Source organism: Streptomyces sp. SirexAA-E (assembly GCF_000177195.2).
Lineage (GTDB): Bacteria > Actinomycetota > Actinomycetes > Streptomycetales > Streptomycetaceae > Streptomyces > Streptomyces flavovirens.
Map to the genome: position 1 here is coordinate 3,253,726 of NC_015953.1, position 23,541 is coordinate 3,277,266.

Annotated in this window: 20 protein-coding genes and 1 pseudogene; 17 read left to right on the forward strand and 4 right to left on the reverse strand. The window is 68.7% G+C overall.

The annotated features are described in order from the left end of the window. Nucleotides 1–471: 471 nt before the first annotated feature. The 7 genes from SACTE_RS14350 (at nt 472) to SACTE_RS14380 (ending at nt 7,823) form a co-directional block, all read left to right on the forward strand. Nucleotides 472–1,617, forward strand: a complete 1,146-nt coding sequence (locus SACTE_RS14350) for a C40 family peptidase (protein ID WP_014046752.1) — start codon at nt 472–474, stop codon at nt 1,615–1,617. Nucleotides 1,618–1,703: 86 nt separating this feature from the next. Further along, nucleotides 1,704–2,012 (forward strand): DUF6112 family protein, encoded by a 309-nt coding sequence (locus SACTE_RS14355; protein WP_014046753.1) that lies wholly within the window; start codon nt 1,704–1,706, stop codon nt 2,010–2,012. After that, on the forward strand, nt 2,012–2,701 hold the full coding sequence (locus SACTE_RS14360; RefSeq protein ID WP_014046754.1) for a hypothetical protein: 690 nt from the start codon (nt 2,012–2,014) through the stop codon (nt 2,699–2,701). The genes SACTE_RS14355 and SACTE_RS14360 overlap by 1 nt, the downstream gene beginning before the upstream one ends. A 28-nt stretch (nt 2,702–2,729) precedes the next feature. Next, the gene (locus tag SACTE_RS14365; protein ID WP_014046755.1) at nt 2,730–4,133 is read left to right on the forward strand and encodes an ATP-binding protein; all 1,404 of its coding nucleotides are present in this window, start codon (nt 2,730–2,732) and stop codon (nt 4,131–4,133) included. 141 nt (nt 4,134–4,274) lie between these two features. Then, on the forward strand, nt 4,275–5,741 hold the full coding sequence (locus tag SACTE_RS14370; protein WP_014046756.1) for an SCO6880 family protein: 1,467 nt from the start codon (nt 4,275–4,277) through the stop codon (nt 5,739–5,741). 35 nt (nt 5,742–5,776) lie between these two features. Then, nucleotides 5,777–6,229 carry a DUF6238 family protein gene (locus tag SACTE_RS14375; protein ID WP_014046757.1) on the forward strand — a complete coding sequence of 151 codons (453 nt, stop codon included), beginning with the start codon at nt 5,777–5,779 and terminating at the stop codon, nt 6,227–6,229. Nucleotides 6,230–6,254: 25 nt separating this feature from the next. Beyond that, nucleotides 6,255–7,823 carry an ATP-binding protein gene (locus SACTE_RS14380; RefSeq protein ID WP_014046758.1) on the forward strand — a complete coding sequence of 523 codons (1,569 nt, stop codon included), beginning with the start codon at nt 6,255–6,257 and terminating at the stop codon, nt 7,821–7,823. A 68-nt stretch (nt 7,824–7,891) separates the two neighbouring features. On the opposite strand, the gene SACTE_RS14385 is transcribed toward SACTE_RS14380, so the two are convergent. Further along, entirely contained in the window at nt 7,892–8,098 is a 207-nt protein-coding gene (locus SACTE_RS14385; protein ID WP_019993773.1) for a hypothetical protein, read from the reverse strand. 174 nt (nt 8,099–8,272) lie between these two features. On the opposite strand from SACTE_RS14385, the gene SACTE_RS14390 reads away from it, so the two are divergent. The 4 genes from SACTE_RS14390 (at nt 8,273) to SACTE_RS14410 (ending at nt 12,100) form a co-directional block, all read left to right on the forward strand. After that, the gene (locus SACTE_RS14390) at nt 8,273–8,971 is read left to right on the forward strand and encodes a hypothetical protein (RefSeq protein ID WP_014046760.1); all 699 of its coding nucleotides are present in this window, start codon (nt 8,273–8,275) and stop codon (nt 8,969–8,971) included. Between the two features lie 31 nt (nt 8,972–9,002). Continuing rightward, nucleotides 9,003–9,913 (forward strand): IS5 family transposase gene (locus SACTE_RS33205; protein WP_093565262.1). Its coding sequence is split into 2 segments (ribosomal slippage): nt 9,003–9,339 and nt 9,339–9,913, totalling 912 coding nucleotides; the frame shifts between segments, so codons are not numbered across the junction. A 936-nt stretch (nt 9,914–10,849) separates the two neighbouring features. Further along, complete coding sequence (locus SACTE_RS14405) at nt 10,850–11,089, forward strand: DUF397 domain-containing protein (RefSeq protein WP_014046763.1); 240 nt, start codon at nt 10,850–10,852, stop codon at nt 11,087–11,089. Nucleotides 11,090–11,173: 84 nt separating this feature from the next. After that, a complete protein-coding gene (locus tag SACTE_RS14410; RefSeq protein WP_014046764.1) occupies nt 11,174–12,100 on the forward strand; it encodes a helix-turn-helix transcriptional regulator in 927 nt (308 codons plus the stop codon). A 3-nt stretch (nt 12,101–12,103) separates the two neighbouring features. Here the strand turns inward: SACTE_RS14410 and SACTE_RS14415 are convergent, their stop codons facing one another. Further along, a complete protein-coding gene (locus tag SACTE_RS14415) occupies nt 12,104–12,883 on the reverse strand; it encodes an SAM-dependent methyltransferase (RefSeq protein ID WP_014046765.1) in 780 nt (259 codons plus the stop codon). 744 nt (nt 12,884–13,627) lie between these two features. After that, on the reverse strand, nt 13,628–14,545 hold the full coding sequence (locus SACTE_RS14425; RefSeq protein WP_141708030.1) for a helix-turn-helix transcriptional regulator: 918 nt from the start codon (nt 14,543–14,545) through the stop codon (nt 13,628–13,630). Between the two features lie 1,270 nt (nt 14,546–15,815). Here SACTE_RS14425 and SACTE_RS33210 point away from each other — a divergent pair. After that, nucleotides 15,816–16,567: pseudogene (locus tag SACTE_RS33210) on the forward strand (transposase family protein). Between the two features lie 23 nt (nt 16,568–16,590). On the opposite strand, the gene SACTE_RS33215 reads toward SACTE_RS33210, so the two are convergent. Continuing rightward, nucleotides 16,591–17,501 (reverse strand): IS5 family transposase gene (locus tag SACTE_RS33215; protein ID WP_264371068.1). Its coding sequence is split into 2 segments (ribosomal slippage): nt 16,591–17,153 and nt 17,153–17,501, totalling 912 coding nucleotides; the frame shifts between segments, so codons are not numbered across the junction. Between the two features lie 147 nt (nt 17,502–17,648). Here SACTE_RS33215 and SACTE_RS35035 point away from each other — a divergent pair. The 5 genes from SACTE_RS35035 to SACTE_RS14460 all read left to right on the forward strand — a co-directional run bounded on the left by SACTE_RS35035 (nt 17,649) and on the right by SACTE_RS14460 (nt 23,508). After that, nucleotides 17,649–18,776 carry a hypothetical protein gene (locus tag SACTE_RS35035; protein WP_014046771.1) on the forward strand — a complete coding sequence of 376 codons (1,128 nt, stop codon included), beginning with the start codon at nt 17,649–17,651 and terminating at the stop codon, nt 18,774–18,776. A 99-nt stretch (nt 18,777–18,875) separates the two neighbouring features. Next, a complete protein-coding gene (locus SACTE_RS14450) occupies nt 18,876–19,640 on the forward strand; it encodes a hypothetical protein (protein ID WP_014046772.1) in 765 nt (254 codons plus the stop codon). A 27-nt stretch (nt 19,641–19,667) separates the two neighbouring features. Further along, complete coding sequence (locus tag SACTE_RS34600) at nt 19,668–19,832, forward strand: hypothetical protein (protein WP_014046773.1); 165 nt, start codon at nt 19,668–19,670, stop codon at nt 19,830–19,832. A 24-nt stretch (nt 19,833–19,856) separates the two neighbouring features. After that, a complete protein-coding gene (locus tag SACTE_RS14455) occupies nt 19,857–21,059 on the forward strand; it encodes a site-specific integrase (RefSeq protein WP_014046774.1) in 1,203 nt (400 codons plus the stop codon). Beyond that, nucleotides 21,052–23,508 (forward strand): tyrosine-type recombinase/integrase, encoded by a 2,457-nt coding sequence (locus SACTE_RS14460; protein ID WP_014046775.1) that lies wholly within the window; start codon nt 21,052–21,054, stop codon nt 23,506–23,508. The genes SACTE_RS14455 and SACTE_RS14460 overlap by 8 nt, the downstream gene beginning before the upstream one ends. The last annotated feature ends 33 nt before the right edge of the window (nt 23,509–23,541 follow it).

Genomic DNA, 23,541 nt, shown 5'->3' on the forward strand with positions numbered 1-23,541 from the left:
TCCTAACGAGGCGGTCCGGGCCAGGGACCCGGGTGCGGAGGTCGTTTGGTGCGGCCGGAATCCCGGTCTACTGTCTCGCCGTGTCACCGGGACCGAGCCTCGCTCCACACCCGCTGACCTGTGCTTTTCCGTGCTGTCTCGTCCAGTCGAGCGGTATGAAGGGCACGTTGCCCACGCGTTTCCCGATGCCGTCCGGAGGTCCTCGTGTACTGCCTGAGATTACGAGCGCGGCTGGCTGCCGCGCGTGACCTGAGACCGGCGTCCGGGAGCTACCAACTCCCTTGACCCGGGCCCGCCCGAGCGGCGGATGCACGTCGGCGCGGTGCCGGCGGCTTTGCACGAGAAGTCGGCACCGCGTCTCCTACGAACCCCTCAAGGAGCCGCTGCGATGCACCATGCCCTGAAACGCCCACGCCCCGATCCGTCGCCAACACCCGGCCGACACCGCCGCCTCGGTGAACGGCGGCGGCGATGAAGAAGACCACCGGAGCCGTCGTCGGGCTCTGCGCGACCGGCCCGCTGCTGCTGGCCGCTCCGGTCCTCGCCTACGCGGCCGGGACCGCCTCGGCCTCCTGCTCGACCGGCGGTACACAGGCCGTGGACAGCGCTGCCGTCGCCAAGCAGGTGAAGGCCATCCTGGCGGGTGGCGACAAGGGCTCGCTCTCCGTGCCGGGTCTGGACGATCCGGCCGAGCAGGTGCCGAACGCCAAGACGATCCAGGCCACCGGCGTCGCGATGAACATCCCGGCCCGGGGTCAGGTCGTGGCCCTGGCGACCGCCCTTCAGGAGAGCGGCCTGCGGAACCTGACCTGGGGCGACCGCGATTCGCTGGGCCTGTTCCAGCAGCGGCCGTCGATGGGCTGGGGCACGGCGAACGAGATCCTCGACCCGGTGCACGCCTCGACCAAGTTCTACGAGGGGCTCAAGAACGTCTCGGGCTGGCAGTCTCTGTCCGTCACCCAGGCCGCCCAGGCGGTTCAGCGGTCGGGCTTCCCGGAGGCGTACGCCAAGTGGGAGCCGCTGGCCACCGCCCTGCAGAAGGCCATCGAGCCGCTGCTGGCGAAGACCGGCAGTCCGTCGCCGAGTCCTTCGCCGTCCGGCGGGGGCGATGTCGGCGGTCCTCCGCCCGGTACCGCGGGCGGCTGTGCGGCGGACGGGGACGGGACCGACTTCGGGACCATCCCGCCCGGCGCGGTGCCGGCCGACTACAAGATCCCCGCAGACGCTCAGCGAGAGGTCCAGACGGCGATCCGGTGGGCGCTCGGCCAGCTCGGCACCCCCTACCAGTGGGGTGGGACCTGCGAGAACTCGCACGGCAAGGACGCGATGGGCCGATGCGACTGCTCCTCGTTGATGCAGCAGGCGTACAAGGCCGCCGGCATCACCCTGTCCCGCACGACGTACACGCAGGTCAGGGAGGGCAAGCCGGTCACGGTTTCCGCCCTGCAGCCGGGTGACCTGCTCTTCACCGAGGGGACGGCCGCCGTCCCCGAGCACGTCGGCATGTTCATCGGGCAGGGCCTGATCGTGCACGCCCCGCGCACCGGAGACGTGGTCCGCATCACGACCCTCGCCCGCTGGAAGCCGCAGATCCTCGCGGCCCGCCGAGTCCTCTGACCGGCGCTTCCCCTCTCCCCCTTCCTCTCCTCGCACCGTCGTGCCCGCGGGCTTCGGCGTGCAGCAAAATCGAACTGGAGTTCTTCATGTATCTCGCCGAACAGGTCATCCAGCTCGCCTACGACCCCGGGATCAAGCCGAACGAGGGTGGTCTTCCGGGCCTGTCCGTTCTCAAGCAGGTGATGGGCTCCATCAACTTGTTCGGGCTGATCGCCGTGGTCGGCGCGCTCGCCGTCAGCGCAGGCGTGTGGGCGTGGGGTCATCACAGTGGCGGGCACCAGGCGGAAGCGAACGGGAAGAAGGGCGTACTGGTCAGCGCCGGCGCGGCTCTTCTGCTCGGCGCCGCGAATGGCGTGGTTGCCTTCTTCAGCACGCTGGGGACGCAGGTCCGCTGATGGCTCAGCACTCCACCCACCCCGGCGGCGCATCTCGCGTGCGCCGCCGGGCGCTGCTCGGCACCGTCGTCCTGGCCGTGCTGCTTGCCCTCGCCGGCCTGGCCGCCTACCTCACCCGCGACGGCCGAAGCTCCTCCGAACCCTCTGCCCTGCAGCCGAGTTCACCCGCCGCCTCCACCCCGGCGGCCCCTCCGTCCGGGACACCCGAACGGCTCGCCCGCCCTGGTGCGCTTCCGGTCCCGCCGACGACCCATGACCCGATCTGGTTCGGGAAGGCAGCCGCTATGGCGCTGTGGTCGTACGACACCCGCGCGTACACGCAGCCCGAGCTGCGCAGGGCTCTTCGCGGGTGGCTGACCTCCGAGGTGAAGTACGCCGATGCTGCCTCGGTCGACAGGGCCGTTCCCTCCGCCGTGCTGTGGCAGGAGATGGCCTCCAACGGCCAGTTCGCCACCGCCACGGTCCACGAGGGGCACTTCCCGAACGCCTTCACCCGGACCCTTCAGGAAGACCCCGGCGCGATCACGCAGGCGTACGTCTACGCGGTGACGGTCTCCGGCAAGCAGTCGATCGCCTGGAAGGGCTCGCCCGCCGGCGGCGCGGAGAGCCGGTCCGCCACCCTCGCGGTCCAGTGCCGACCCGACCAGCCCTGCGCCCTGGCCGGCGTCATGCCGGCCGTCTCGCCCTGACCTGTCACCCTAGAAAGGAGGTACGACCATGGGAGTCTGCGACCTTCCCCTGATGGACAAGATGTGCGGAGCCGTCGACTTCGCCACCAACCCTGCCGGGGCCGTCACCGACGGCATCGGCGCGTGGATCGCGAAGAGCGCCGGCGAGCTGGCGGCCAGCGCGGCCGACCTCGCCGCCAAGACCGTCGACCAAACCACCGCTATCAACCTGTCCGCCGGATGGTTCCGGGACAACTACGCGCTGCTGCTGCCCATCGGGCTCGCGCTCACCGTCGGCACGTTCTGCATCCAGTTGATGCTCGCCGCCTGGCGGCGCGACGAGCGCGCCCTGGCCCAGGCCGCGTTCGGCACCATGACCGGCGTCCTGTTCAGCTTCTGCGCCATCTCCTTCACCAGCGTCGCCATCACCGTGGTCGACGCCCTGTCCAACGGCCTGTTCCAGGCCGCCAACACCTCCGTCGACGACGCGATCCGACGCGTGGTCAAGGTCAACCAAATGGGGGCGATGTACGGCCTGGGCTGGGGCGTCCCGGCCCTGGTCGCCCTGGGGTGCGCGATCGGCGCCTTCCTGTACTGGGGCGTCATGGTCGCCCGGAAGGTCGGCGTCCTGATCATGGTCGCGCTCGCCGTGTTCGCCGGGGCCGGCGGCGGCTGGGAGGTCGCCAAGCGGTGGCGGCGCGGCTGGATCGAGGCCACCGCCACCCTGATCGTCAGCAAACTCCTGATGACCGTCGTCTTCCTGATCGGCGTCTCCGCCATGGGCAAGTCCGACGCCAGCGACGGCATGTCGGCCCTGTCCGACGCGATGGCCGGCCTCGTCGTGATGGTCCTGGTACTGCTGTGCCCGTACGCCACTTACAAGTTCGTCCACTGGGCCAGCGACGGCGGCGGCCACGACGACCTGCACCGCACCAGTGTCGCTGGCATGGCGGTCGCCGCAGGGGCGGCGAAGACCGCGGGCACCCTGGCGATGCAGGCCGGCACCGGTGCTCCCGCTCCGCAGGGCCCGAGCAAGGTCCCCGGCGCGGACACCGACGGGGTCGCCTCCGGCATCAACCCCGCTGGCAGCACCCTCAGCAAGGAGGGCATCGACGGCGCTCCGCCCAAGCAGCAGACCCGCTTCCGCTACGGCGAGGACCCGAACGCCACCGGCGACAAGGGACAGCCCCTGATCCAGCGCCCGGGGATCCCGCCGCTGATCACGCGCCCCAGCGATGAGGCGGAAGGTGCCCAGGCTGTCGTCCAGGGCCGCACCGGCGACTCCGGTCACCTCACCGGCTCGTCGGCTCCGAGCAACGGCGTGAGCTACACGGGCATCACGCCGTCTGTCGGCCCTGCGGCCCCGTCGACGCCTCCCGCCGGACCGTCGGCCACCGATTCGCCGACGCCGACGAACTGGGTGTTCCCCACCCAGCCGCCCGAGGGTTCCTGACCCACCACACCCCGGGGGCGGGCTACCTCTTCCGCAGCCCGCCCCCACCCCGCCCGACCAGCAGAAAGGTTCCATCGTGATCTCCAGAAGAGCGCCGCGCGCCCCGCCCCCTTCCGCCCGCTCTCACCGTCTGGAACCACCATGTCCGGCAAGCACCAGGCCCCTACCGCCACCGTGAAGTTCCCTCACCGCAGCAGGCGCGGCATCCTGCTCGGCCTGACCGCCCCGCAGCTCCTCGTCGCCGGCCTCACCGGCCTTCTCCTCCTCGGCGTCGTCCTGACCCGGGGCGTGGTCGGAGCTCTTCAGCTCATCCCGCTGTGGGCGCTGATCGCCCTGGTCGTCTTCGTCCGTCACCGGGGCCGTGCCCTGGCGGACTGGGCTCCGATCGTCACCCGCTACATGCTGCGCCGGATGCGCGGCCAGCTCGTCTGGCTCACCCGGCCCTCGCGCCGACCGACCCGCGAGGGACTGCTCCACCTTCCCGGCACCGCGGCCAGCCTGCGCGTGGCCACGGCGCCCGACGGCCGGTACGGCGCGGTCCACGACCCGCACAGCGGCACGCTGACCGCAGTGGTCAAGGTCTCCTCCCGCGCCTACGCGCTGCTCGACCCGGGCACCCAGCAGGCCAACGTCAACGGCTGGGGACGCGCCCTGGCCGCGCTCGCCCGGACCGGGCAGGTCGCCCGCATCCAGGTCATCGAGCGCACCGTCCCCGATTCCGGCGACGCGCTGCGCCGCTACTGGGAAGAACACGGCCGGCCCGACGCCCCGATGGCCGGCGCGATCTACGGCGAGCTGATCCAGAGCGCGGGCCCGGCCGCCGCCCCGCACGAGGCGTACGTCGCACTGTCCATGGACACCAAGGCCGCACGACGGCTGATCAACCAGGCCGGCGGCGGGCTGACCGGCGCGTTCAGCGTCCTGGCGCAGCTCACCTCGACCTTCGAGCAGGCCGCGCGGACCGCCGGGCTCAACCCGACCGGCTGGCTCACCGCCCGCGAGATCGCGGCCGTGGTGCGCACCGCCTACGACCCGACGGCGCTCGCGGCGCTGGACCGGTGGTCGACCGCCGGACGCCCCGAGGCCGATCCCGCCGCCGCCGGACCGGTGGTGGTCGTGGAGAAGGCGGACCGCATCGCGACCGACTCGGCCGTCCACGCCACCTACTGGGTGGAGAACTGGCCGAGGACCGAAACGTCGGCCGGCTTCCTGCACCAGCTGCTGTTCACCGGCGGGGTCCGGCGCACGCTGTCGCTGTCCTACGAGCCGAAGGGTCTGGACGCCGCACTGCGCGATGTCCAGCGCAAGAAGGCCAGCGTGATCGCCGATGCCGCCGAGCGGGCCCGGCGCGGCCAGGTCGACTCCGAGGCGGACTCGATCGAGTACCAGGACATCAAGTCCCGCGAGCGCCAGCTCATCGCCGGGCACGCCGATGTCGCCCTGACCGGGCTGCTGACCGTCTCGGCCGACTCCGAGGACAAACTGCGTACCGCCTGCGCGGTCGTGGAGACCGCCGCCGTCGGCGCCCAGCTCGACGTCCGGCCGCTGACCTGGCAGCAGGCCGAGGCGTTCACCGCCGCCGCCCTGCCGCTCGCGCTCGCCGCCTGACCGCGGCCCTCCCTTCCTTTCGAAAGAGCACCGCCATGTCCCGCACTCCCAGCACCACCGCGCAGGACTTCGTGCCCTTCGCCACCGCCGCGCTCGACTTCCACCGCGCGCTCAACCTCCCCGGCGGCCCGCTCGTCACCACCCGGGCCGAGCTGGACGCCCTGCACTCCCACCTCGTCTCGCTGCACGGACTGCTCGACGCCCACGCCGCCCGGACCGGACGGCTCGTGCCCGGCGAGGGCGAGCAGCTCCGTGCCGCCCGCACCCGGATCTGGCAGGCCGCCGAGCACCTCCACGCCGCCTACCACGCAGCTCCCCGGCCGGATTCGGGCGAGGTTCCCGAACTCGAGGCGTGCCGGGCCGGCCTGCCCGAAGGGGCACCGGAGCTGTCCATCTGCCAGCGCCACCAGCGCACCGCGCACCTGGTGCGCCGCCGCACGACCCCGGCCGACCTGCACGCGCCGTTCACGGGCCTCGTCCGCCGCTGACCGCCCCTTACCTGGAGAAACGTTCATGTCCAGTACCCGCGCCAGCGCCTCTCCGCTGTTCGTGCCGCACAAGGCGTCGCGTGCCGAGCAGCGGGCTGCCCGAGCTGGTTTCGCCGAGGCTCGCCACAAGGCCCGCCTCGCCGGCACCCCGCCCAAGCACCGCGCCGAGCAGACCCTCGACCCGGAACTGCGCCCCACCTATCCGCCGGCGGGTCGCCCCGGCGCGTCCTCGGCCCGGGGCGGCAAGCTCCGCCTGCCCGTCCACCGGATGACCACCGCCACCGCTTCGGGCGCCTACCCCTTCGTGGCAGAAGGCGGCCTGGGAGCGGAGGGCGTCTTCATCGGCCGCGACGTCCACGCCGAAGCCGCCTTCTGCTTCGACCCCTTCTCGCTGTACAACAGCGGCCGGATCGAGGACTTCACCAACCCCAACGTCGTCCTTGCCGGGATCATCGGCATGGGCAAGTCGGCGCTCGCGAAGTCCATCGCTACCCGGTCGATCGCCCACGGCTACCGGATCTACATCCCCTGCGACCCGAAGGGCGAGTGGACGTCCGTCGCGCAGGCCCTCGGCGGCTACAGCATCGCTCTGGGCCCCGGCCTCCCGGGAAGGTTGAACCCGCTGGACGCCCCGGCCCGGCCCGCCTCCGTCAGCAAGGAGGACTGGGCGACGGAGGTGCGGAAGCGCCGGCTGCTGCTCCTGGGCAGCCTGGCGCGCACCGTCCTCAAGCGCGATCTGCTGCCGATGGAGCACACCGCCCTGGACCTCGCCCTGGACCTGGTCGTCGCCGAGGCCGCCGCCCGGGGCACGGTGCCCCTGCTCGGCGAGATAGCGCACGCCCTCGGCTCCCCCGAACGCCTCGACCATGCCCTCGGCCACCAGGCCGGACACCTCGGATCGGCCGCCCAGGACCTCGCGCACGCCCTGCGCCGCCTGGTACACGGCGACCTCAGCGGCATGTTCGACGCCCCGAGCACCGTGGCGTTCGACCCGACCGCGCCGATGCTGTCCATCGACCTCTCCCGCCTCGGCGGCTCCGGCGACGACACCGCGCTGGTTCTCGCGATGACCTGCGCTTCAGCGTGGATGGAGTCCGCCCTCGCCGACCCTCACGGGGGCCGTCGCTGGGTGATCTACGACGAGGCGTGGCGGCTGATGCGGCACGTCGGCCTGCTCGAACGCATGCAGTCGCAGTGGAAGTTGTCCCGGGGCCTGGGCATCGCGAACTTGATGATCATCCACCGGCTCAGCGATCTGCTCTCGGCGGGCGACGCCGGCTCGCGCGGCCGGGTGCTGGCCGAGGGTCTCCTGGCCGACTGCTCCACCCGCATCATCTACCGCCAGGAACCCGACCAGCTCGACGCCGCCGCCTCTCTGCTCGGCCTGACCGGCGTCGAGACCCAGGCGGTATCCGCCCTGACCAAGGGCCGGGGCCTGTGGAAAGTCGCCGGCCGGTCCTTCATCACCCAGCACATCCTGCACCCGGCCGAGCGCGAGCTGTTCGACACCGACGCCCGCATGTCCGAAAACAGCGCCGAGTTCACAAATCCTGAAGCGTTGTCGGCGCTCCGAGTCCAGGAAGTGCGGCGATGAGTCCGGAGGACGGCCGCGCTCAAGGAAGCGGCGGGGAATTCCCCGATGCCAATCGTCTCGCCGCCGCCTCACCCGAGGAGTTCGAGGAGCGGTTCGTCACGGCCCTCAGCGGAGACTCCGGTGGGCTGACCCACCTGCACCGGGTCCTCGCGGAGGCCGCGGTGTGGTGTCTCACGCACGGTGTCGAAGGAGGGGCCCACAGGCTGGACCACCTCGCCGGACGACTGTTTGTACTGGGCGAGGACCTGCACCGCGCCGGCCTGGACATCAGCCACGAGGTCCGCGCGGAGCGCTACGCAGCAGCACCCCGCGCCTCGCCAGCCGCCGCAGCACGAGGGATCTCGGCCGGTCCGCCGAGCGAACCGACCACTGCTCAGCCTCCGGTCGCCCCCTCCCGTCCGCTGCCGCACTCACGGTGAAGACAGGCCAGGAACAAGAAACGAACGATCATGACCACTTCCCCCGTTTCTTCCGGCCCGGCCGAGGACCAGCCGCCGGAGGTCACCGATCACCTGGCGTGGCGGCGGCACATCACGGCACTGGCCTCGGCCGCCGCCGGCATCAACCACGCGTCCAACTCCTGGGACGCGGTCTCCGACTCCTTCTGCGACCAGGACGGCTGGCCCGTCGATGAGAAGGGCTACGCAGACGGCAAGGTCAAGCGTGACGCCGAAGCGTGGAAGCACGTCGAGGTCTTCCTCGACCACGGTCCCGAGGTCCTGGCCGGCGTCCGTGCCGCTACCGACAGCTCCGACTACGCCGTGGGGCCGATCAACGAAGACCTGCGCCGGTCGCGCGAGATCGAAACCACCCTGGGACGAGCGGGACGGCTCCGGCACGAGTGGGACCAGATCATGGTGCTCATGGAGGGCTCGCAGCCGGGCTCCCTCCAGCTCTACCAGGAGAGCGCGGAAGAGCACCGCAATGCCGAGGGCTGGCACTACGCGCACGAGCTGTCCGACCAGGGTCCCGCGCTCATCCGGGCCGCCGAGTACCTGGCCGACCGGACGGACGCCGAACGGCCTTCGCACGCTGAACGCACCCGGGTGGCCCTGAGCCGGTCCGCTCCCGGCAACCGCCGGGTTCCGTCCGATGCGCCTGCTGCGGCCCCGGGGTCGAATCCGCCGGCCCCGAGTCGTTCCCGCTGACGCGCCTAGGCCGTGTCTGATAATTGATCTTGTGGTGGGTCGTGGTGAGCTGACGCATGTGGCGTGGGAGCGGATAGCGCCCTTGCTGCCCAGTGTTGATGGTCGCGGGCGGCCGTGGCGGGATCATCGGCAGGTGATCAACGGGGTGCTGTGGCGGTTGCGGACCGGTGCTCCGTGGCGTGACCTGCCGGAACGGTACGGGCCGTGGCAAACCGTCTACGAGCGGTTCGCCCGCTGGGAAGCGGACGGGACCTGGGCCCGGCTGCTGGAAGAAGCCCAGGTCCGGGACGACTCCGTCGGGGCGGTCGAATGGACGGTGTCGGTCGATTCCACGATCAGCCGGGCCCATCAGCACGCCGCCGGCGCGCGAAAAAGGGGGCGGAGGCAGGGGACGAACTGGAAGATCCGGCACGCGCGGCGGCTCGCCAGGCGCTGGGACGCTCGCGCGGCGGACTGACCACCAAGGTCCATCTCGCATGTGACGGCCGGGGCCTGCCCCTGGCCGTGGTCGTCACGCCGGGCAACGTCAACGACTCCACCGTCTTCGACACGGTCATGGGCGCGTTGCGAGTGCCCCGAGCCGGCGCCGGACGACCCCGCCGCAGGCCCGACGCGGTCCTCGCGGACAAGGCGTACTCGTCCCGGGCCATCCGCCGCGGCCTTCGCGAGCGAAACATCCGCACCGTGATCCCCGAGCGTGCCGACCAAGAGGCTAACCGTCTGCGGCGCGGCCAAGCGGGCGGCAGACCTCCCGCCTTCGACCGCGAACTCTACAGAGCCCGCAATGTCGTCGAACGCTGCTTCGGCCGTCTCAAGCAGTTCAGGGCGATCGCCACCCGCTTCGACAAACTCGCCGACCGCTACCGTGCCGGAGTCCACCTGGCCGCCCTCATCCTCTGGCTCCGCGAACCCGCCCAAGATCCTTTGTCAGACAGCCCCTAGGGGAGGGGGCGTCGTCCGGGTTCGGGATTCCCCGGTACTCCTCGGTCCGCAGCACCGTACCGGCGGACGGCCGCCCGTCCCAGCGGGCCTGCCCGTTGACACTGCCCCAGTTGAGGCTCGCGTTGACGCAGAGCTGCCCCGCGAGGAGCGTCGACGGGGTCCGGGCCACACGTTCACGCGCCAGCTCGACCGTGAGCCGACCGAACGCCTCCGGTCGCAGGAGAGTCGATTTCGGGGGTGCGATGAAGGCGTCGGTCCAGATTCCCATGCTGCTCTTGTAGCAAGGGGGACGGGCCAGCGTGACCGTGTTTCCGGGAATCCGGGCGAGCCTCCCATCGGGCGCCCTACTGGGGCCGGGGGCGACAAGGGCGAAGCGGCAGCAGGCGCCGGGCGGGGCGCCCGCACCCTTTGGCGTCATCCGGCCCGGTACGCGAGGTGGCCTCGCACTTGGTCAAGAAGGGGGGCGGAAGGTGCACTTTCGGTCATGCCGGAGGCTGGTGGTGCGGCTCCAAGCCTCGCCGTTTCGGCTGAGAGGGGACCGGAAGCAGAGAGGAAGTACGAACGTGCCGTCTGGGTTGGGGCGATGAAACTTGCCGAGAGGTTCTGTCCCCCCATCCCAGGCACGGTTAAAGGCGGCGAGCCACTTTCGCCACCTTAAGCCACCCTGTCGCTATGGGTGATGTTTAGGCCATCATCGAAACGGAACCTTGAATTCCGCTTGTACGTGCATTCGAATCCTTTCTCGTATCACCATACTGAAAAAGAGCCCTTTCGGGGGACGGCGAAACCCCTGCTCGTACGCCTACGATCATGTGCGTTCCACCGGCCCGTGAAATTTCATCAGCCCTGACAATCAGATCGACAGGTTTGAGGGGTGGGCGTGACGGCGAGGCTGGCGAGCGCGAAATGTGCAGGTCAACGAAGGAGAGGACTGGGATGATCAACTTTCAGAACGGGGCGCCGGCGTCTTCGATGGGTGACGTTCGGTGGGTGAAGAGCTCCGCCAGCAACCCGGCCGGTGGAGACTGCGTGCGATTTGCAGAGCTGCCGAATGGGGAGGTGGCGATGAGTAATTCACGCTTCCCGGAGGGGCCGGCGCTGGTGTTCACGCGTTCGGAGATCAAGGCCATGCTGGCCGGAGCCCGGCAGGGGGAATTCGACAGCATGGCCGCCTGAATCGCATCGGAGGCCGCTCACGCCTAGTTGATGTGGCATCCTCACCTTGAGAAGCTATGAGTGAGATGCCGATCAAGGGGTGGGATGTTGAGCGGGCAGCCTCTCTATGTAGTGCCGGGCGGCGCCAAGCCGTCCGGCACTCCGGCAGGAGCGGGCCGAGTAGTCGGTGCTCGTCTCCGTCAACTCCGCGAGAGTCTGGGTCTTCGTGGCGCGGACGTCGTCAAGGCCGGCGTCATCGGATCAGTCGCGACCCTCAGCCGTATCGAGAACGCCATCACTCCTCTTCGTGAGGAGACCGTTCTCGCGCTGGCGCGTCACTACGGCGTGAATGAAGCCGAAGAGCTGGACATCATAGCCAGCCTTGTGCAGAAGTCACACACCGATGCGTGGTGGGGCGAGTTCCATGACGTGGTGCCCGGCTGGATGGAACGGCTGATCAGCGTCGAGGCGTCCGCCAAGTCCATCAGGACCTACCAACTGCAGTACATTCCCGGCCTGCTGCAGACAGGCCCGTACGCGCGCGCCCTCATGCAGGTGCACAGTGAACCCGGGATAGACGCGGCGCAGATCGAGCGCAATGTCGAGCGGCGGGTTCATGTTCGTCTGATCCGGCAGGGACTGCTCCAACGCTCCTCGCCGCCGCTGTACTACGCCGTAATCGATGAGAACGCCTTGGTGCGAAGAGTTGGCGGCACAGCCGTCATGCGCGAACAACTCCGGCAGCTGTATAGCTGGGAGGAGAACAGGGAGCACGTGCACCTCCGCATCATTTCCTTCGACCGCGGTGCGGAAGCCCTGTCCCCAGCCGCCTCTATGACTCACCTCACCTTTCCGCCGGGACGCGAAATGGACATGGTGTATCTGGAAGTTCCGGACATGGGGACTTATGTGACGCGTCCCCAGGACCTGGTGCGCTACAAACTCGCCATGACGTCGCTGTGGCACCTGGCGGAGGACCGGACGACGACTTTGAAGATCCTGGAGCGCCACATCAAGAGGCTGGAAGGCTGACCCCTAAGGAACTCGGGCTACTCCACCGTACTCGATCCATTCCGCCTGCTCCTGCCGTGGCCCCAGGTCGCTGTCCGGCCGCCACCGCGAAACGTCGCAGAGTTCTCCGACGATTTCCAGGCCCTCGAAGAAGCGGTCGACTTCCGCGAACGATCTGACTCTTCCCCACTTATCTCCCGTGACTCGCCGCATCAGCCTGGTCACGTCCTCCCGGAGTTGAGCGTCGTCGCTTGCTAAATGACTGAGCACGAGATAACTCCCAGAAGGTAGTTCCTCGACGACATTCCGGACTAGCTGCCACGGATCTTTCTCATCCGGGATGCAGTGGAGAACGGAAACGAACAGAGCTGCGGTGGGACGCCCTGGCTGGTAGATTTCCAGCTCCTCGGCACGGTCGAAGATATGCCTCGTGTTGAGCATGTCGGCTTGGATGACCGCAGTATTCCGATTCTCCTCCAGCATCATGCGCCCGTGGGCCAGGACTATGGGGTCGTTGTCCACATACGCGACGCGTGCGCTCTTGTCGGATCGTTGGGCGACTTGGTGGACGTTGTTCTGGGTCGGCAGGCCGGACCCGTGATCGATGTACTGCTTCACGTTGCCGGTACCGGCGATGTACTTGACTGCCCGCACAAGAAACTGGCGGTTGATTAACGCGACTTGCTGTGTACTAGGCGCAAGACGCAAAAGTTCCTCGCACGCGGCCCAGTCGGATTCATAATTGTCTGTACCGCCCAGCAGATAGTCGTACATACGCGCGACACTGGCCTTGCTGACGTCCATGTGAGACCCCCGACTGTCATATGCCGACGCAATACCCCGACAGGCAGGGGGACGTGCGCCGGCCTCCGGCCCTGATGGCGCCCCATGTTAGGAGTAATACTCCACCCTCGGCCACCTCATCACCGAGAGGACCACCGAAAGGTGGCGCAAAACCCGTTGGCATGCCATCGGTAGGGCAGCAACGGTCCGGTCGCCCCGCGGCAATGGCGCCGGGGGCACTGGGATCAGAGTGGAAGACGGGACTGAGAAGGAGACCTCAACGCGGCCCGGGAGGCGACAAGCACATCTGCCGCCGAGAGTCCCATGAGGTCGGAGGTCTCCCGTACGGTCAGGCCGAGGCGGTAGCGAAGCAGCACCACGTCCGCCTGCCGAGCGGACAACGTCCGATGAAGTCGGTCTACGCCGCAGCCACGGACGGTACGAACTACCCTCATCCCCAGCAACTGCCAGGACAGAGCAGCGGGCGACGGACTCTCCAGCGCCTCCCGCCACAGGAGGGCCAGGTCGCCGAGAGCCGCAGCAGCGATCTCGCTTCCCGCCGTCCAACTCCGGATGCGCAGCGCACTGTATCGCGTGTAGAGAGCGCGGCGGCGGGAGCAGAACGCAACGAGGTCAGCGGGAAACACGATCTCGACTGCCTCGTCGGCCACCGGCGACAGCACTCTTGCCGTCGCTCCCGCGTGTGGGAAGCGACGCGCCGCCGCTGCTGCGCCGCAAAGCGACTTCGGATGTGTGACGCCGTGGTCAGTCCGTGCCATGTACCGCTGCCTTCACCGACAGAGTGAAGATGCTGTACTGAACGTCCTCCCACAGGTGGCGGAACTGTTCCTGGGAGCCGCCCAAGTGCTGGACGAGCAGCGCGATGTCCTCCCAGCCGGCCATCGAGTCGCCATTGACAACTGCCTCCAGGAGCCGCAGCTTGCCTGCTCCGTGAACGCCTGGCAGGCCGAGATCGCGCATGGTCGGACGGCCGGCGGCGAGGTGGAGCCCCCGCATCGCATTGCCGAGTCGGGCCACTGCCGTGGCACCGCCATGGGCGGCGGTCGGAGTCCGGCCCTTGGCCCATTCCCACAGCATGCGTAATTCTTCGGGCCGCCCGTCGAGAATGGTGGTGAGGGTAAAGACGGCCGGCCACTCGGGGATGCGCTCCCCGGTCAGGAGCCGGGAGAATGCCGTAGCCGGGATGCCCGCCTGATCAGCCACGGCACCGGTGGTACGTCCACTGGCTCGGAGGAGATACCGCAGGGCGGCACCCAGCTGCTCCCTGTTCGAGCGGGCCGAAGCGACGTCATACTCGGCACTGCTGAACGGTGTGCTCTCGACCATAACGGCCTCGGGAAGAGAGGCCGCCTCTGGGCCGGTATAGCCCTGCCACTTACGACGAGCCGCGTCCGGGCTCAGATTCACCGCACGCGCGACCGAAACCCAGCTCTGGCCCCGCCTGCGCGCGTCATTCACCGCTGCCCCGACATAGGACTCCACTCCTGCGGCCACGGCCCCCGCAGCCCGCACCAAGTCCTCCAGCTGTGCGGCCCGACGCTCGCCGTCGAGCAACTGATCGCTCAGATACTGAAGACGCTCGGCAGCGACCCTGCCATTGTCCTCACGGTTGCTCCACTGACCAGTGGACGCTCTGTGATCGTCCCGAAGGCGCTGCGCCAAGCGCCGGCACGCCGTGGAGCAATAGGCCCGCGGGCGTCCGGGGCCGCGCCGCCGACGGAAGCGCCGCCGACACAGTGCGTAGCTGCACAAGGCATAAATGTACTGGTGCTCCCGGGAGGTCCCTTCGAGCTGAGCCACGTCTCCCTCTCCGATTCATCAAGGCGTCATGCGTAGGCATCCGGAACCCCGGGGCATCACGTCATGACAAGGAGAGAGCCGGAGACCACGTCCGCAGACCGGTCTCCGGCTCGACCGCTAACGGCGGCAGTACCCCTGGTACATCAGCATCGACTGGTCAGCGGCGCAGGCCGCTGCAAGCGCCCACAAGGCTCCCGACGGAACAGAAAAAGTTCCCATAGACGTCATGACGACCAGTACGCTCAGCAGCAGTGAGCCCCACGTGACCCGGACCGCGAAAACCCTGAGCAGTGTGGTTTGTGGCAGCAGAAATGACGGAAGGGTACTCTCAAGCGAAGTCGACCGCACAGCACCGTGCAGCCGACGGAGAAGGTGGCGCATGTTCTTTCTCCTATGGAGATCTGACTGGGCTCACCACGTGCGGGGGTCCCGAGCGGAATTCGGGGCTCCCGCTTTCGTGGTGACACCAAAAGCTACCGCGCCCCAGAGGGCCCACCACACGGGAATCTCGTGAAAACGTATGACGCAACGCGAAGCTTTCCCCTGAGCGGAACGCAGGGTAGTCGGTTCGAGCGAATGTGACCGATAAATTTCTTGCGTGACCGACGCGGGACCTGACAGGTCGCCGAGTCTGACGATTCGCGACACGCAAGTGTGGCTCTAATCACAATATGTTTACGGCGGGACAGCCCCCAATGCCCGTAATGAGCCTATCGGTGCCACGGCGCTGTGAAAACGAAAAATCAACCACGTCACGTATTTGACGTCGTGATCGGTATTCGCTTTCCGCCGACGTGCCGGAGCAGCGTGTGGCAGGAGGCCGGTGTCACCCACGGCTCGGACAACCAGTGGGCACCACACGTCTACTCGTCGAATCGAATCGGACCGGATCGTCCTTCGCCGATCCGCCAACCGGCCAGTACAACAACGGCTCCAGCACTGCCCACTGCTCGTCTGTGAGATCCCCCGCCCCATGAACCGTGATCATTCACCGTTCAAAATCCACTTTCGATACACGGAGCTGTTTCCAACCTGACGGGAGGTTGGACTGGTGACCCCGGCAGCGGGCATGAAGAAAGCTCCTGGTAGACGGGTTCACGACCAAGATGACCAGTCCGCCAGGAGCTTTCGCGTGCTTGTCTACCCGTCCGGTATCAATCTGTCCAGCCGGGCCCTGCAACATCTCTCCGGTCTTCTCGCAGGTCACCGCCGTCGGATCGGCTCCCGGTGGCGTCGCCTGGCCTGTGGCCGGCAGGCCCTGCTCGTCCTGGCCCACTTGCGCTGCGGCGACACCTACGCCCGCCTCGCAGCGGGTTTCCGCGTCGGAATCGCGACGGTCTGCCGCTATATACGCGAGGCCGTCGATCTCCTGGCCGCTCTGGCGCCCACGCTGGAGCAGGCGATGCAGACCGTGCGGAAGAAGGCGTACGTGATCCTCGACGGCACCGTGCTGCCGATCGACCGCATCGCTGCCGACCAGCCGTACTACTCGGGGAAGAAGAAGCACCACGGGATGAACGTGCAGGTCCTCGCGGATCCAGCCGGCCGTCTGATCTGGGCCTCGGACGCGCTACCCGGAGCCGTACACGATCTGACCGCGGCCCGGACCCACGGCATTCCCACCGCTCTCGCCGCCGACGACATCAAGTGCTGGGCGGACAAGGCGTATCAGGGCGCAGGCCCTGCTGTCCGCGTCCCGTTCCGGGGCAAGAACCTGCGCGGCTGGCGCCGGCGTCACAACCGGACCACGCCAAGATCCGCAGCCTCGGCGAACGCGCCATGGCCACCCTCAAATGCTGGCGGCTCCTGCGGAAGCTCCGCTGCAGCACCACCCGGATCACCGCCGTCGTCCGTGCCGTCATCGCCCTCGAACTCGCCACCTGATCAAGATGGAAAAGGCTCACGGCCTAGGTCCTGTCTGACAAAGGATCTTGGGCGGGTTCGCGGAGCCAGAGGATGAGTGCGGCGAGGTGGACTCCGGCCTTGTAGCGGGCGGCGAGTTTGTCGAAGCGGGTGGCGATCGCGCGGAACTGCTTGAGACGGTTGAAGCAGCGTTCGACCACGTTGCGTGCCTTGTAGAGCTCGCGATCGAAGGCCGGCGGTCTGCCCCCGGCCTTCCCTCGCCGCAGGCGGTTGGCCTTCTGGTCGGCCCGTTCCGGGATCACGGCCCGGATGCCTCGCCTGCGCAGGACCCGGCGGATTGCCCGGGACGAGTAAGCCTTGTCCGCGATGACCGCGTCGGGCCTGCGGCGGGGCCGCCCGGCACCGCCCCGGGGCACCCGCAACTCGTCCATGACCGTGTCGAAGACGGTGGAGTCGTTGACGTTGCCGGGCGTGACGACGACGGCCAGGGGCAGGCCCCGGCCGTCGCAGGCGAGATGAATTTTCGTGGTCACCCCGCCGCGGGACCGGCCCAGCGCCTGACCAGCCGACGCGCGTGCCGGATTTTCCAGTTCGTCCCCCGCCGTCGCCCCTTTTTGCGGGCGCCGGCGGCGTGCTGATGGGCCCGGTTGATCGTGGAGTCCACCGACACCGTCCACTCCACGGCTCCGACGGAGTCGTCGCGGACCTGGACCTGTTCGAGCAGACGGGCCCAGGTGCCGTCCGCTTCCCAGCGGGCGAACCGTTCATAGGCCGTCTGCCACGGCCCGTAGCGTTCCGGCAGGTCACGCCACGGGGCACCGGTCCGCAACCGCCACAACACCCCGTTGATCACCTGCCGGTGATCTCGCCACGGCCGCCCACGACCGTCAATACCCGGCAGCAGGGGCTCGATCCGTCCCCACGCCGCATCCGTCAGCTCACCACGACCCACCACAAGTTCAATTATCAGACAGGACCTAGCACCGAGTCGCAGCGGCACCAAACCGGCCGATCGCCGGATCCTCGTGGACCACCCCTGCCCAGCCGCGCACATCTGCGGCTCACACCGTCAGTCCGGGGCCCCTGACCACGGAGAAGGCCCATGTATCCCGACAGTGCCCTCATCACCTTCGAACAGGACGGCTCACGCGTCCTCGCGTGGACCAGCGCGATGTCCTTCGCGCCCGTGGACGCCCCTTCCGCCCTGGAGGACCACGGGTACGACTACCTGACCACTCCCCTGCGGCAGCGCGGTCTGGAGTGCACCGTTGAGTACGGCCTGAGCGACTACATCGTCCACGCCGAGCTTCCCGACGGCAGTTCGCTGATCATCTCGCCCCCGCAGGAGCCGCCCTCCGAGCATCCCGAGGGGCCCGAAAGCTGGACGGCGACCCGCCACCGGGACAGCGGGCCCGCGGTGTACGAGGTGATCTACGACTCAGAGCCCCTCGGCCTGCATTCCGAGCACGGCGGCAGTGTCCCGCATCTGCTCGCCGTCGTCGACGCGCGCCTAGACCGACTCGGCGCGGCTCCGCGCCCGGGGCAGGAACGATCCGCCGAGGAGCAGGCCGCCGGCACGGTGCTCTACCGGGCGGGCTTCGTGCCCGCCGTGGCGTTCGACGGTGTGCACCACCACCGGCTTCCCTCGGCCATGACCGATCCGGCCGAGCAGCGGCTGGCGGTGACTCGGGCCATCAACATGCTGCAGGCCGAAGGCTTCCACTTCGTCTGCGACCCGTCCCTCACGGTCGCCGGCCTTCCCCGACCCCAGGGCCACGAGATGAGCCTCGGCGACCGTCTCGGACGCCTGGCCCAGTCCGTCCAGGGAGCGACGCACACGAGCGAAGCCGTCGCCGCGCTGAGCGAGCTGACCGCACCCGGCGACGGCGTTCTCCAGCGGGTCGTCGAGGTCCTCGACACGACAGCCGACTGGTGGGAGGGGATGGGTGGCACGGCCGATCACCGTTACGCGGACCGCCTGCGCCTCATCGCCGAGGACCTGGACTCCTACGCGAGCAGACTTCAGGCGATACGCAACGACCTGGCCGACCGCCACATCCCCCAGCCCGAAAAGGCGCCGGCGACTCAGGCGGTCTCGTCACGTGTGAGTGCCGCGCTCGCACCGTCGCCGTCGGCCGGGCGGCGCACGGTCCGGGCCGGTCCGCCGGCGGGACTGTCCGCGCGCACCGCGCCACCGCCCGCACGTCCCTCGTCCACTCCCGGCCGCTGACCGCCTTCCCGTACCGGAGTCCCCCTGTGCCCCGCACCAGCAGAACCGTTCCGGCCCTCGACCACCCCTGCCTTCGAGCCCGTACCGGACGGATCCGCCATGCCCATCCCCGATCAAGAACCGCTCCCCGACGTAGCGGTCGGCCACCACCCCGACTACGGCATCGTCGCCGCCAACCCGAAGAACCTGCCGGCCAGTACGTGGATGCTGGAGCGCCTCGACTTCCACCCCGTCCCGGGCGAACCGACCCTGTACGCCCTGGCCGATCAGCAGCGCGACGGCGCAGGTCGTACCGCCCGTACCGTCACCCTGCTGCGCAACGCCGGCTTCCGGGTCGACGCGGACGCCGTGTTCAACCCCTCGCTCGCGCCCGGGACGGCGCCCGGACAGGACCGGCCTGCGCTCGGTGAGCCCGCGGTCGCCTTCGCCGAGCATCCGCGGCTCGGGATCGTCGCGGCCCTCGACAGCCGCGCCTCCGGACTCACCGGGCTCGCCCTGATCGAACACGGCTGGCGACACGACCCGCACCTGGACATCTACGCGCTGCCCGCCACCACCGGCCGGGACGAGGCGCTGGGAAAGGTCGCCGGCGCCACGATGGCGCTGCACCGCTCCGGCGTCCAGGTCGCGGTGCAGCCCCATCTCGCCCAGGACGTCGTAGCGCGCCGCCGCGCTGCTCCCGTACCAGCCGCGCCCCGTGAGCGTGGCCAGGTCGCCGCTCGTACGTCTCCGATCAGCGCCGCCGCGCTCGCCGCCAGCCCGGCCCGCGCCGGCCTTCCGGGCAAGGCGCCGGTCCCCGCCCCCGTCGCCCCTGCGGCTGTCCGGCCGGTCGACCCCCGCATCGCGTTCTCTCGCGACCGCTGATCCAACACCCCTTAAGGAAGTAGTCCCATGGCCGTGAAGACCATCTGGCCGATCCACTACGCCTGCGGTCACCAGGACGACCGCGATCTGACCGACCGTCCGGCCGACCGCCGGGCCGGGTTCGCCGAATGGCTCGCCAAGCAGAAGTGCTCTGTTAACTGCACCATCCTCGCCTCGTTGGTCACGGCGTAACAGGCCGCGATTGAGGAGCAAGCGATGGGTGTACGCGATGAGTTGATGGAGGGCCGACAGGCCATTCCTCGCGTTGGACGAGTGGTGGAGGTGAACCGGGCACATCCGCCGTACGCGGTGCTCGATGCGACGGGGGTCGAGGTCGAGCCGGTCACCGCGTTTCTGCGGGACCTGGCGCTTGGAGATTCCAGCCCGCTGACCTGCCGTAGCTACGGCTACGGCTACGGGATGCTGCGGTGGTTCCGCCTGCTGTGGTTGCTGGGCACCGGGTGGGAGCGGGCGACGGAGTCGGAGGTCGCGGTGCTGACGGGCTGGCTGCGCTTGGCCGCCAACCCGCAGCGTCAGCGGCACCGGGCCGATGCTCCGGTGGCCGGGACGGTCAATCTCCGCACGGGCAAGGCATCCCTGCGCGCCGGGTACGCGCCACGCACCATCAAGCACGCTCTGACGGTGATCAGCGGGTTCTACGAGTTCCACGCCCATCACGGCCGCGGCCCGGTCGTCAACCCGGTGCCGCACTCGGCTCAGCGGCGCCGCGCACTGGGGCACCGCAGTCCGCTGGAACCTACGCCGGTGGTGGGCCGGGCCCGGCTGCGACAGCGAGTGCCCGACCGGTCGCCGCGGTCGATTCCCGACCGGCTGTGGGACGAACTGTTCACCGCGATGAACTGCGACCGGGACCGAGCACTGCTGGAGATCTTCGTCTCCAGCGGCGCACGCGCCAAGGAACTCCTCGGCATCACCGTCGGCGACATCGACTGGTCCGGCCAGCGGATCTATGTGATCACCAAAGGCACCCGGGCCAGGGAAGCAGTCCCGGTCTCCCCGCAGGGCCTGTTCCGCCTGGCCCTCTACCTCGACGCGGCCGGCACACCCGCCGATGGCGGACCCCTCTGGAGGGCCCGCCGAGGCCCCGACCGCTCGCTGACCTACTGGGCCATGCGCCGTGTCATGCAGCGGGCGAACACCCTGCTGGGAACGAACTGGTCCCTGCACGATCTACGACACACCGCCGCCTACCGCATGGCCAATGGCGGGAAACTCACGCTTCCCGAGGTTCAGACGATCACGCGGCACGCCGACATCCAGACCACCAACCGCTATCTGGCCGTCCACATCGAGGAACTCTTCGACAAACTCACCGAGCATTACGCCACGCCCCGACCGGCCCGGCACTACCCCGCGGGCTACGCCGCAGCGGACATCGAGGCGGTGTTCGGTGCCTGACCTCGCCCGTCCCACCACCGGAGTCAGCCGCCGCCACACTCACACCGGCGACGAGCCGGCCCTCGCCAGCAGTTCCGCCTCCAGCCAGATCGAGGCCCGACCGGCCTCGGCGACCACCGTGCCGCGCCCCTTCGGGGACCTGTCCGCCGCCACACCACAGCTCATCGGCCAGCTCGCGCACGATCTCTCCCCGGATGCCGCCGCGCCCACCACTGCTCAGCACCGGGCCTCCACCCGCCGCGTCCTGGCCTACTTGGGCGGGTTCGATGGCAGCACGTGGCAGCAGCGCTGGGATGCCAGCCCGCTGGGCCGCGGCGAGATCACGGCCGCTGACCTGGGCACCAACCGGGCCGGGCAGAAGTACAGCGTCGGCGTCAGGGCTTTGTTCTGCCTCCGCGTCGTCCAGCCGACGCTGTTGGTGATGAAGAAGCACAACTTCAACGGATTCCCCGACCAGTTCATCGCTACCCAGAACGACCCCCTGCTGAAGAGGTACGCCGCCCAGGTCGCTCACCATGACTTCTCCTGGCCCCATAAACGCGAAGCGCTCTTCGACGTGTGCTGCCTGCTCACGGTCCAGGGCATCGGCTTCGTCGACCTCAGCCCGGCGGCCCTGCTCCACCACGCCCACGCCTCACGCACGGCGAAGGCTGTTCTACGGCCCGGCAAGAAGGACGCCAACGTGTTCGCCGGGCATGCTGCCTGGAACGTCCTGCACGCCATGGGCCACTTCGCACCCAGCACACCCGCCACCCTGCGTCAGGCCCTGCACCGCGGCCAGCTCACCCTCGAGGAACTCGTCGACCGCCACACCATCCGCAACCAGAGCGTCCGCCAGCTCCTGCTCGACTACTTCCACCGCCGCAAGTCCGACACCGACTACGCCTCCTTGGTCCACCTCGTCCGCAACGTCGCCCACCACTACCGGGCCCGCATCGAGGAGATCAACCCCGGGCAAGCCGATCTGAACATTCCGGCCGACCTCTACAGCGCCTGGCGCCAGCAGATCGGCGTCCGCCACGACGGCAAACCCCGTATCGGTGTCGACACCATCGTCATTGCCGTCCGCAGCTTCTACTACGACCTACACACCTGGGCCGCCGACGAACCCGAACGCTGGGCTCCCTGGGTCGCCTCATGCCCTGTCCCGCCAAGCGAACTACGCGGACTGGCCAAGCGCCGCCGCCGGATCAACGAGCGGTCCGCCGACCGCACCCGTCTGCGCCAACCACTCCTACCGATCCTCGTCCGGCACGTCGAGGAGCGCTACGACCACACCCGCACACTCCTGGAACACGCCTCAACAGCCGCCACCGACACTCCCTTCACCCACGGAGGCCACACCTACCGCCGCGTCCTGACCGAGGAGGACCGCACACTCGCCCGCGGCGGCCACCGCACACCCGTCCGCGTCCGGAACGACACCGGGCAACTGGTCCACGTCGAAGCAGAAGAAGAGACAGCCTTCTGGGACTGGGCCACGGTCGAAACCCTGCGTCACTCAGGCGCCCGCATCGAGGAGATGTGCGAGGTCAGTCACCTCAGCATCCGCCACTACCAGCGCAACAACGGCGAGATGATCGCCCTGCTGGTCATCAGCCCGTCCAAGACCGACCGCGAGCGCGTCATCCCGATGTCCGCCGAACTGTTCCACGTCATCGCTTCCGTCATCCGACGCCACACCCGCGACGGCAGCCCGGTCCCGATCCTGCGGCGCTTCGACCCGCACGACAAGGTCTGGAGCCCGCCGATGCCGTTCCTGTTCCAGCGCAAGATCGGCTCCACCCGCAGCGTGATCAGTCCCGTGACCGTCCTCAACATGCTCGCACGACGCTGCACCGACCTCGCCGAAGACCATCCCGCTTTTCGCTCGGTCAAGTTCACCCCGCACGACTTCCGCCGCATCTTCACCACCGAGCTCGTCAACAGCGGACTGCCCATTCACATCGGCGCCACGCTGCTCGGCCACCTCAACATCCAGACCACCCGCGGCTACGTCGCCGTTTTCGACGAAGACGTCATCCGCCATTACCTCGCCCACCTCAACGAACGCCGCCAGCTCCGCCCCGACCACGAATACCTCGATACCACCAGTGACGAGTGGGATGAATTCGAAGAGCATTTCGACAAGCGCAAGGTCGAACTCGGTGCCTGCGGACGCCCCTACGGCACCCCATGCCAGCACGAACACGCCTGCGTCCGCTGCCCGATGCTCCAGGTCAGCCCGAAAATGATCAGCCGACTCGACGAACTCGAAACGGACCTCATCAATCGCCGCACTCAGGCCGAAGCGGAAGGATGGCGCGGCGAGATCGAAGGCATCGACCTGACTCTCACCCTCCTGCAAACCAAGAGAGACGAGGCCAGAAGGCGCCTTCATCGCCCCATCGTCAACCTTGGCATTCCTCTCCCACGCACCACCACAACACCGCAGGAGACCACACCATGACCCCCTCCGCAATCCAGCAGTTCTGCCGTTGAC

What these genes read in the sequence shown, in the direction of transcription:
- SACTE_RS14350 (WP_014046752.1), top strand. Translation starts at nt 472, where the DNA reads ATGAAGAAGACCACCGGAGCCGTCGTCGGGCTCTGCGCGACCGGCCCG.
- SACTE_RS14355 (WP_014046753.1), top strand. Translation starts at nt 1,704, where the DNA reads ATGTATCTCGCCGAACAGGTCATCCAGCTCGCCTACGACCCCGGGATC.
- SACTE_RS14360 (WP_014046754.1), top strand. Translation starts at nt 2,012, where the DNA reads ATGGCTCAGCACTCCACCCACCCCGGCGGCGCATCTCGCGTGCGCCGC.
- SACTE_RS14365 (WP_014046755.1), top strand. Translation starts at nt 2,730, where the DNA reads ATGGGAGTCTGCGACCTTCCCCTGATGGACAAGATGTGCGGAGCCGTC.
- SACTE_RS14370 (WP_014046756.1), top strand. Translation starts at nt 4,275, where the DNA reads ATGTCCGGCAAGCACCAGGCCCCTACCGCCACCGTGAAGTTCCCTCAC.
- SACTE_RS14375 (WP_014046757.1), top strand. Translation starts at nt 5,777, where the DNA reads ATGTCCCGCACTCCCAGCACCACCGCGCAGGACTTCGTGCCCTTCGCC.
- SACTE_RS14380 (WP_014046758.1), top strand. Translation starts at nt 6,255, where the DNA reads ATGTCCAGTACCCGCGCCAGCGCCTCTCCGCTGTTCGTGCCGCACAAG.
- SACTE_RS14390 (WP_014046760.1), top strand. Translation starts at nt 8,273, where the DNA reads ATGACCACTTCCCCCGTTTCTTCCGGCCCGGCCGAGGACCAGCCGCCG.
- SACTE_RS14405 (WP_014046763.1), top strand. Translation starts at nt 10,850, where the DNA reads ATGATCAACTTTCAGAACGGGGCGCCGGCGTCTTCGATGGGTGACGTT.
- SACTE_RS14410 (WP_014046764.1), top strand. Translation starts at nt 11,174, where the DNA reads ATGTTGAGCGGGCAGCCTCTCTATGTAGTGCCGGGCGGCGCCAAGCCG.
- SACTE_RS14415 (WP_014046765.1), bottom strand. Translation starts at nt 12,883, where the DNA reads ATGGACGTCAGCAAGGCCAGTGTCGCGCGTATGTACGACTATCTGCTG.
- SACTE_RS35035 (WP_014046771.1), top strand. Translation starts at nt 17,649, where the DNA reads ATGTATCCCGACAGTGCCCTCATCACCTTCGAACAGGACGGCTCACGC.
- SACTE_RS14450 (WP_014046772.1), top strand. Translation starts at nt 18,876, where the DNA reads ATGCCCATCCCCGATCAAGAACCGCTCCCCGACGTAGCGGTCGGCCAC.
- SACTE_RS34600 (WP_014046773.1), top strand. Translation starts at nt 19,668, where the DNA reads ATGGCCGTGAAGACCATCTGGCCGATCCACTACGCCTGCGGTCACCAG.
- SACTE_RS14455 (WP_014046774.1), top strand. Translation starts at nt 19,857, where the DNA reads ATGGGTGTACGCGATGAGTTGATGGAGGGCCGACAGGCCATTCCTCGC.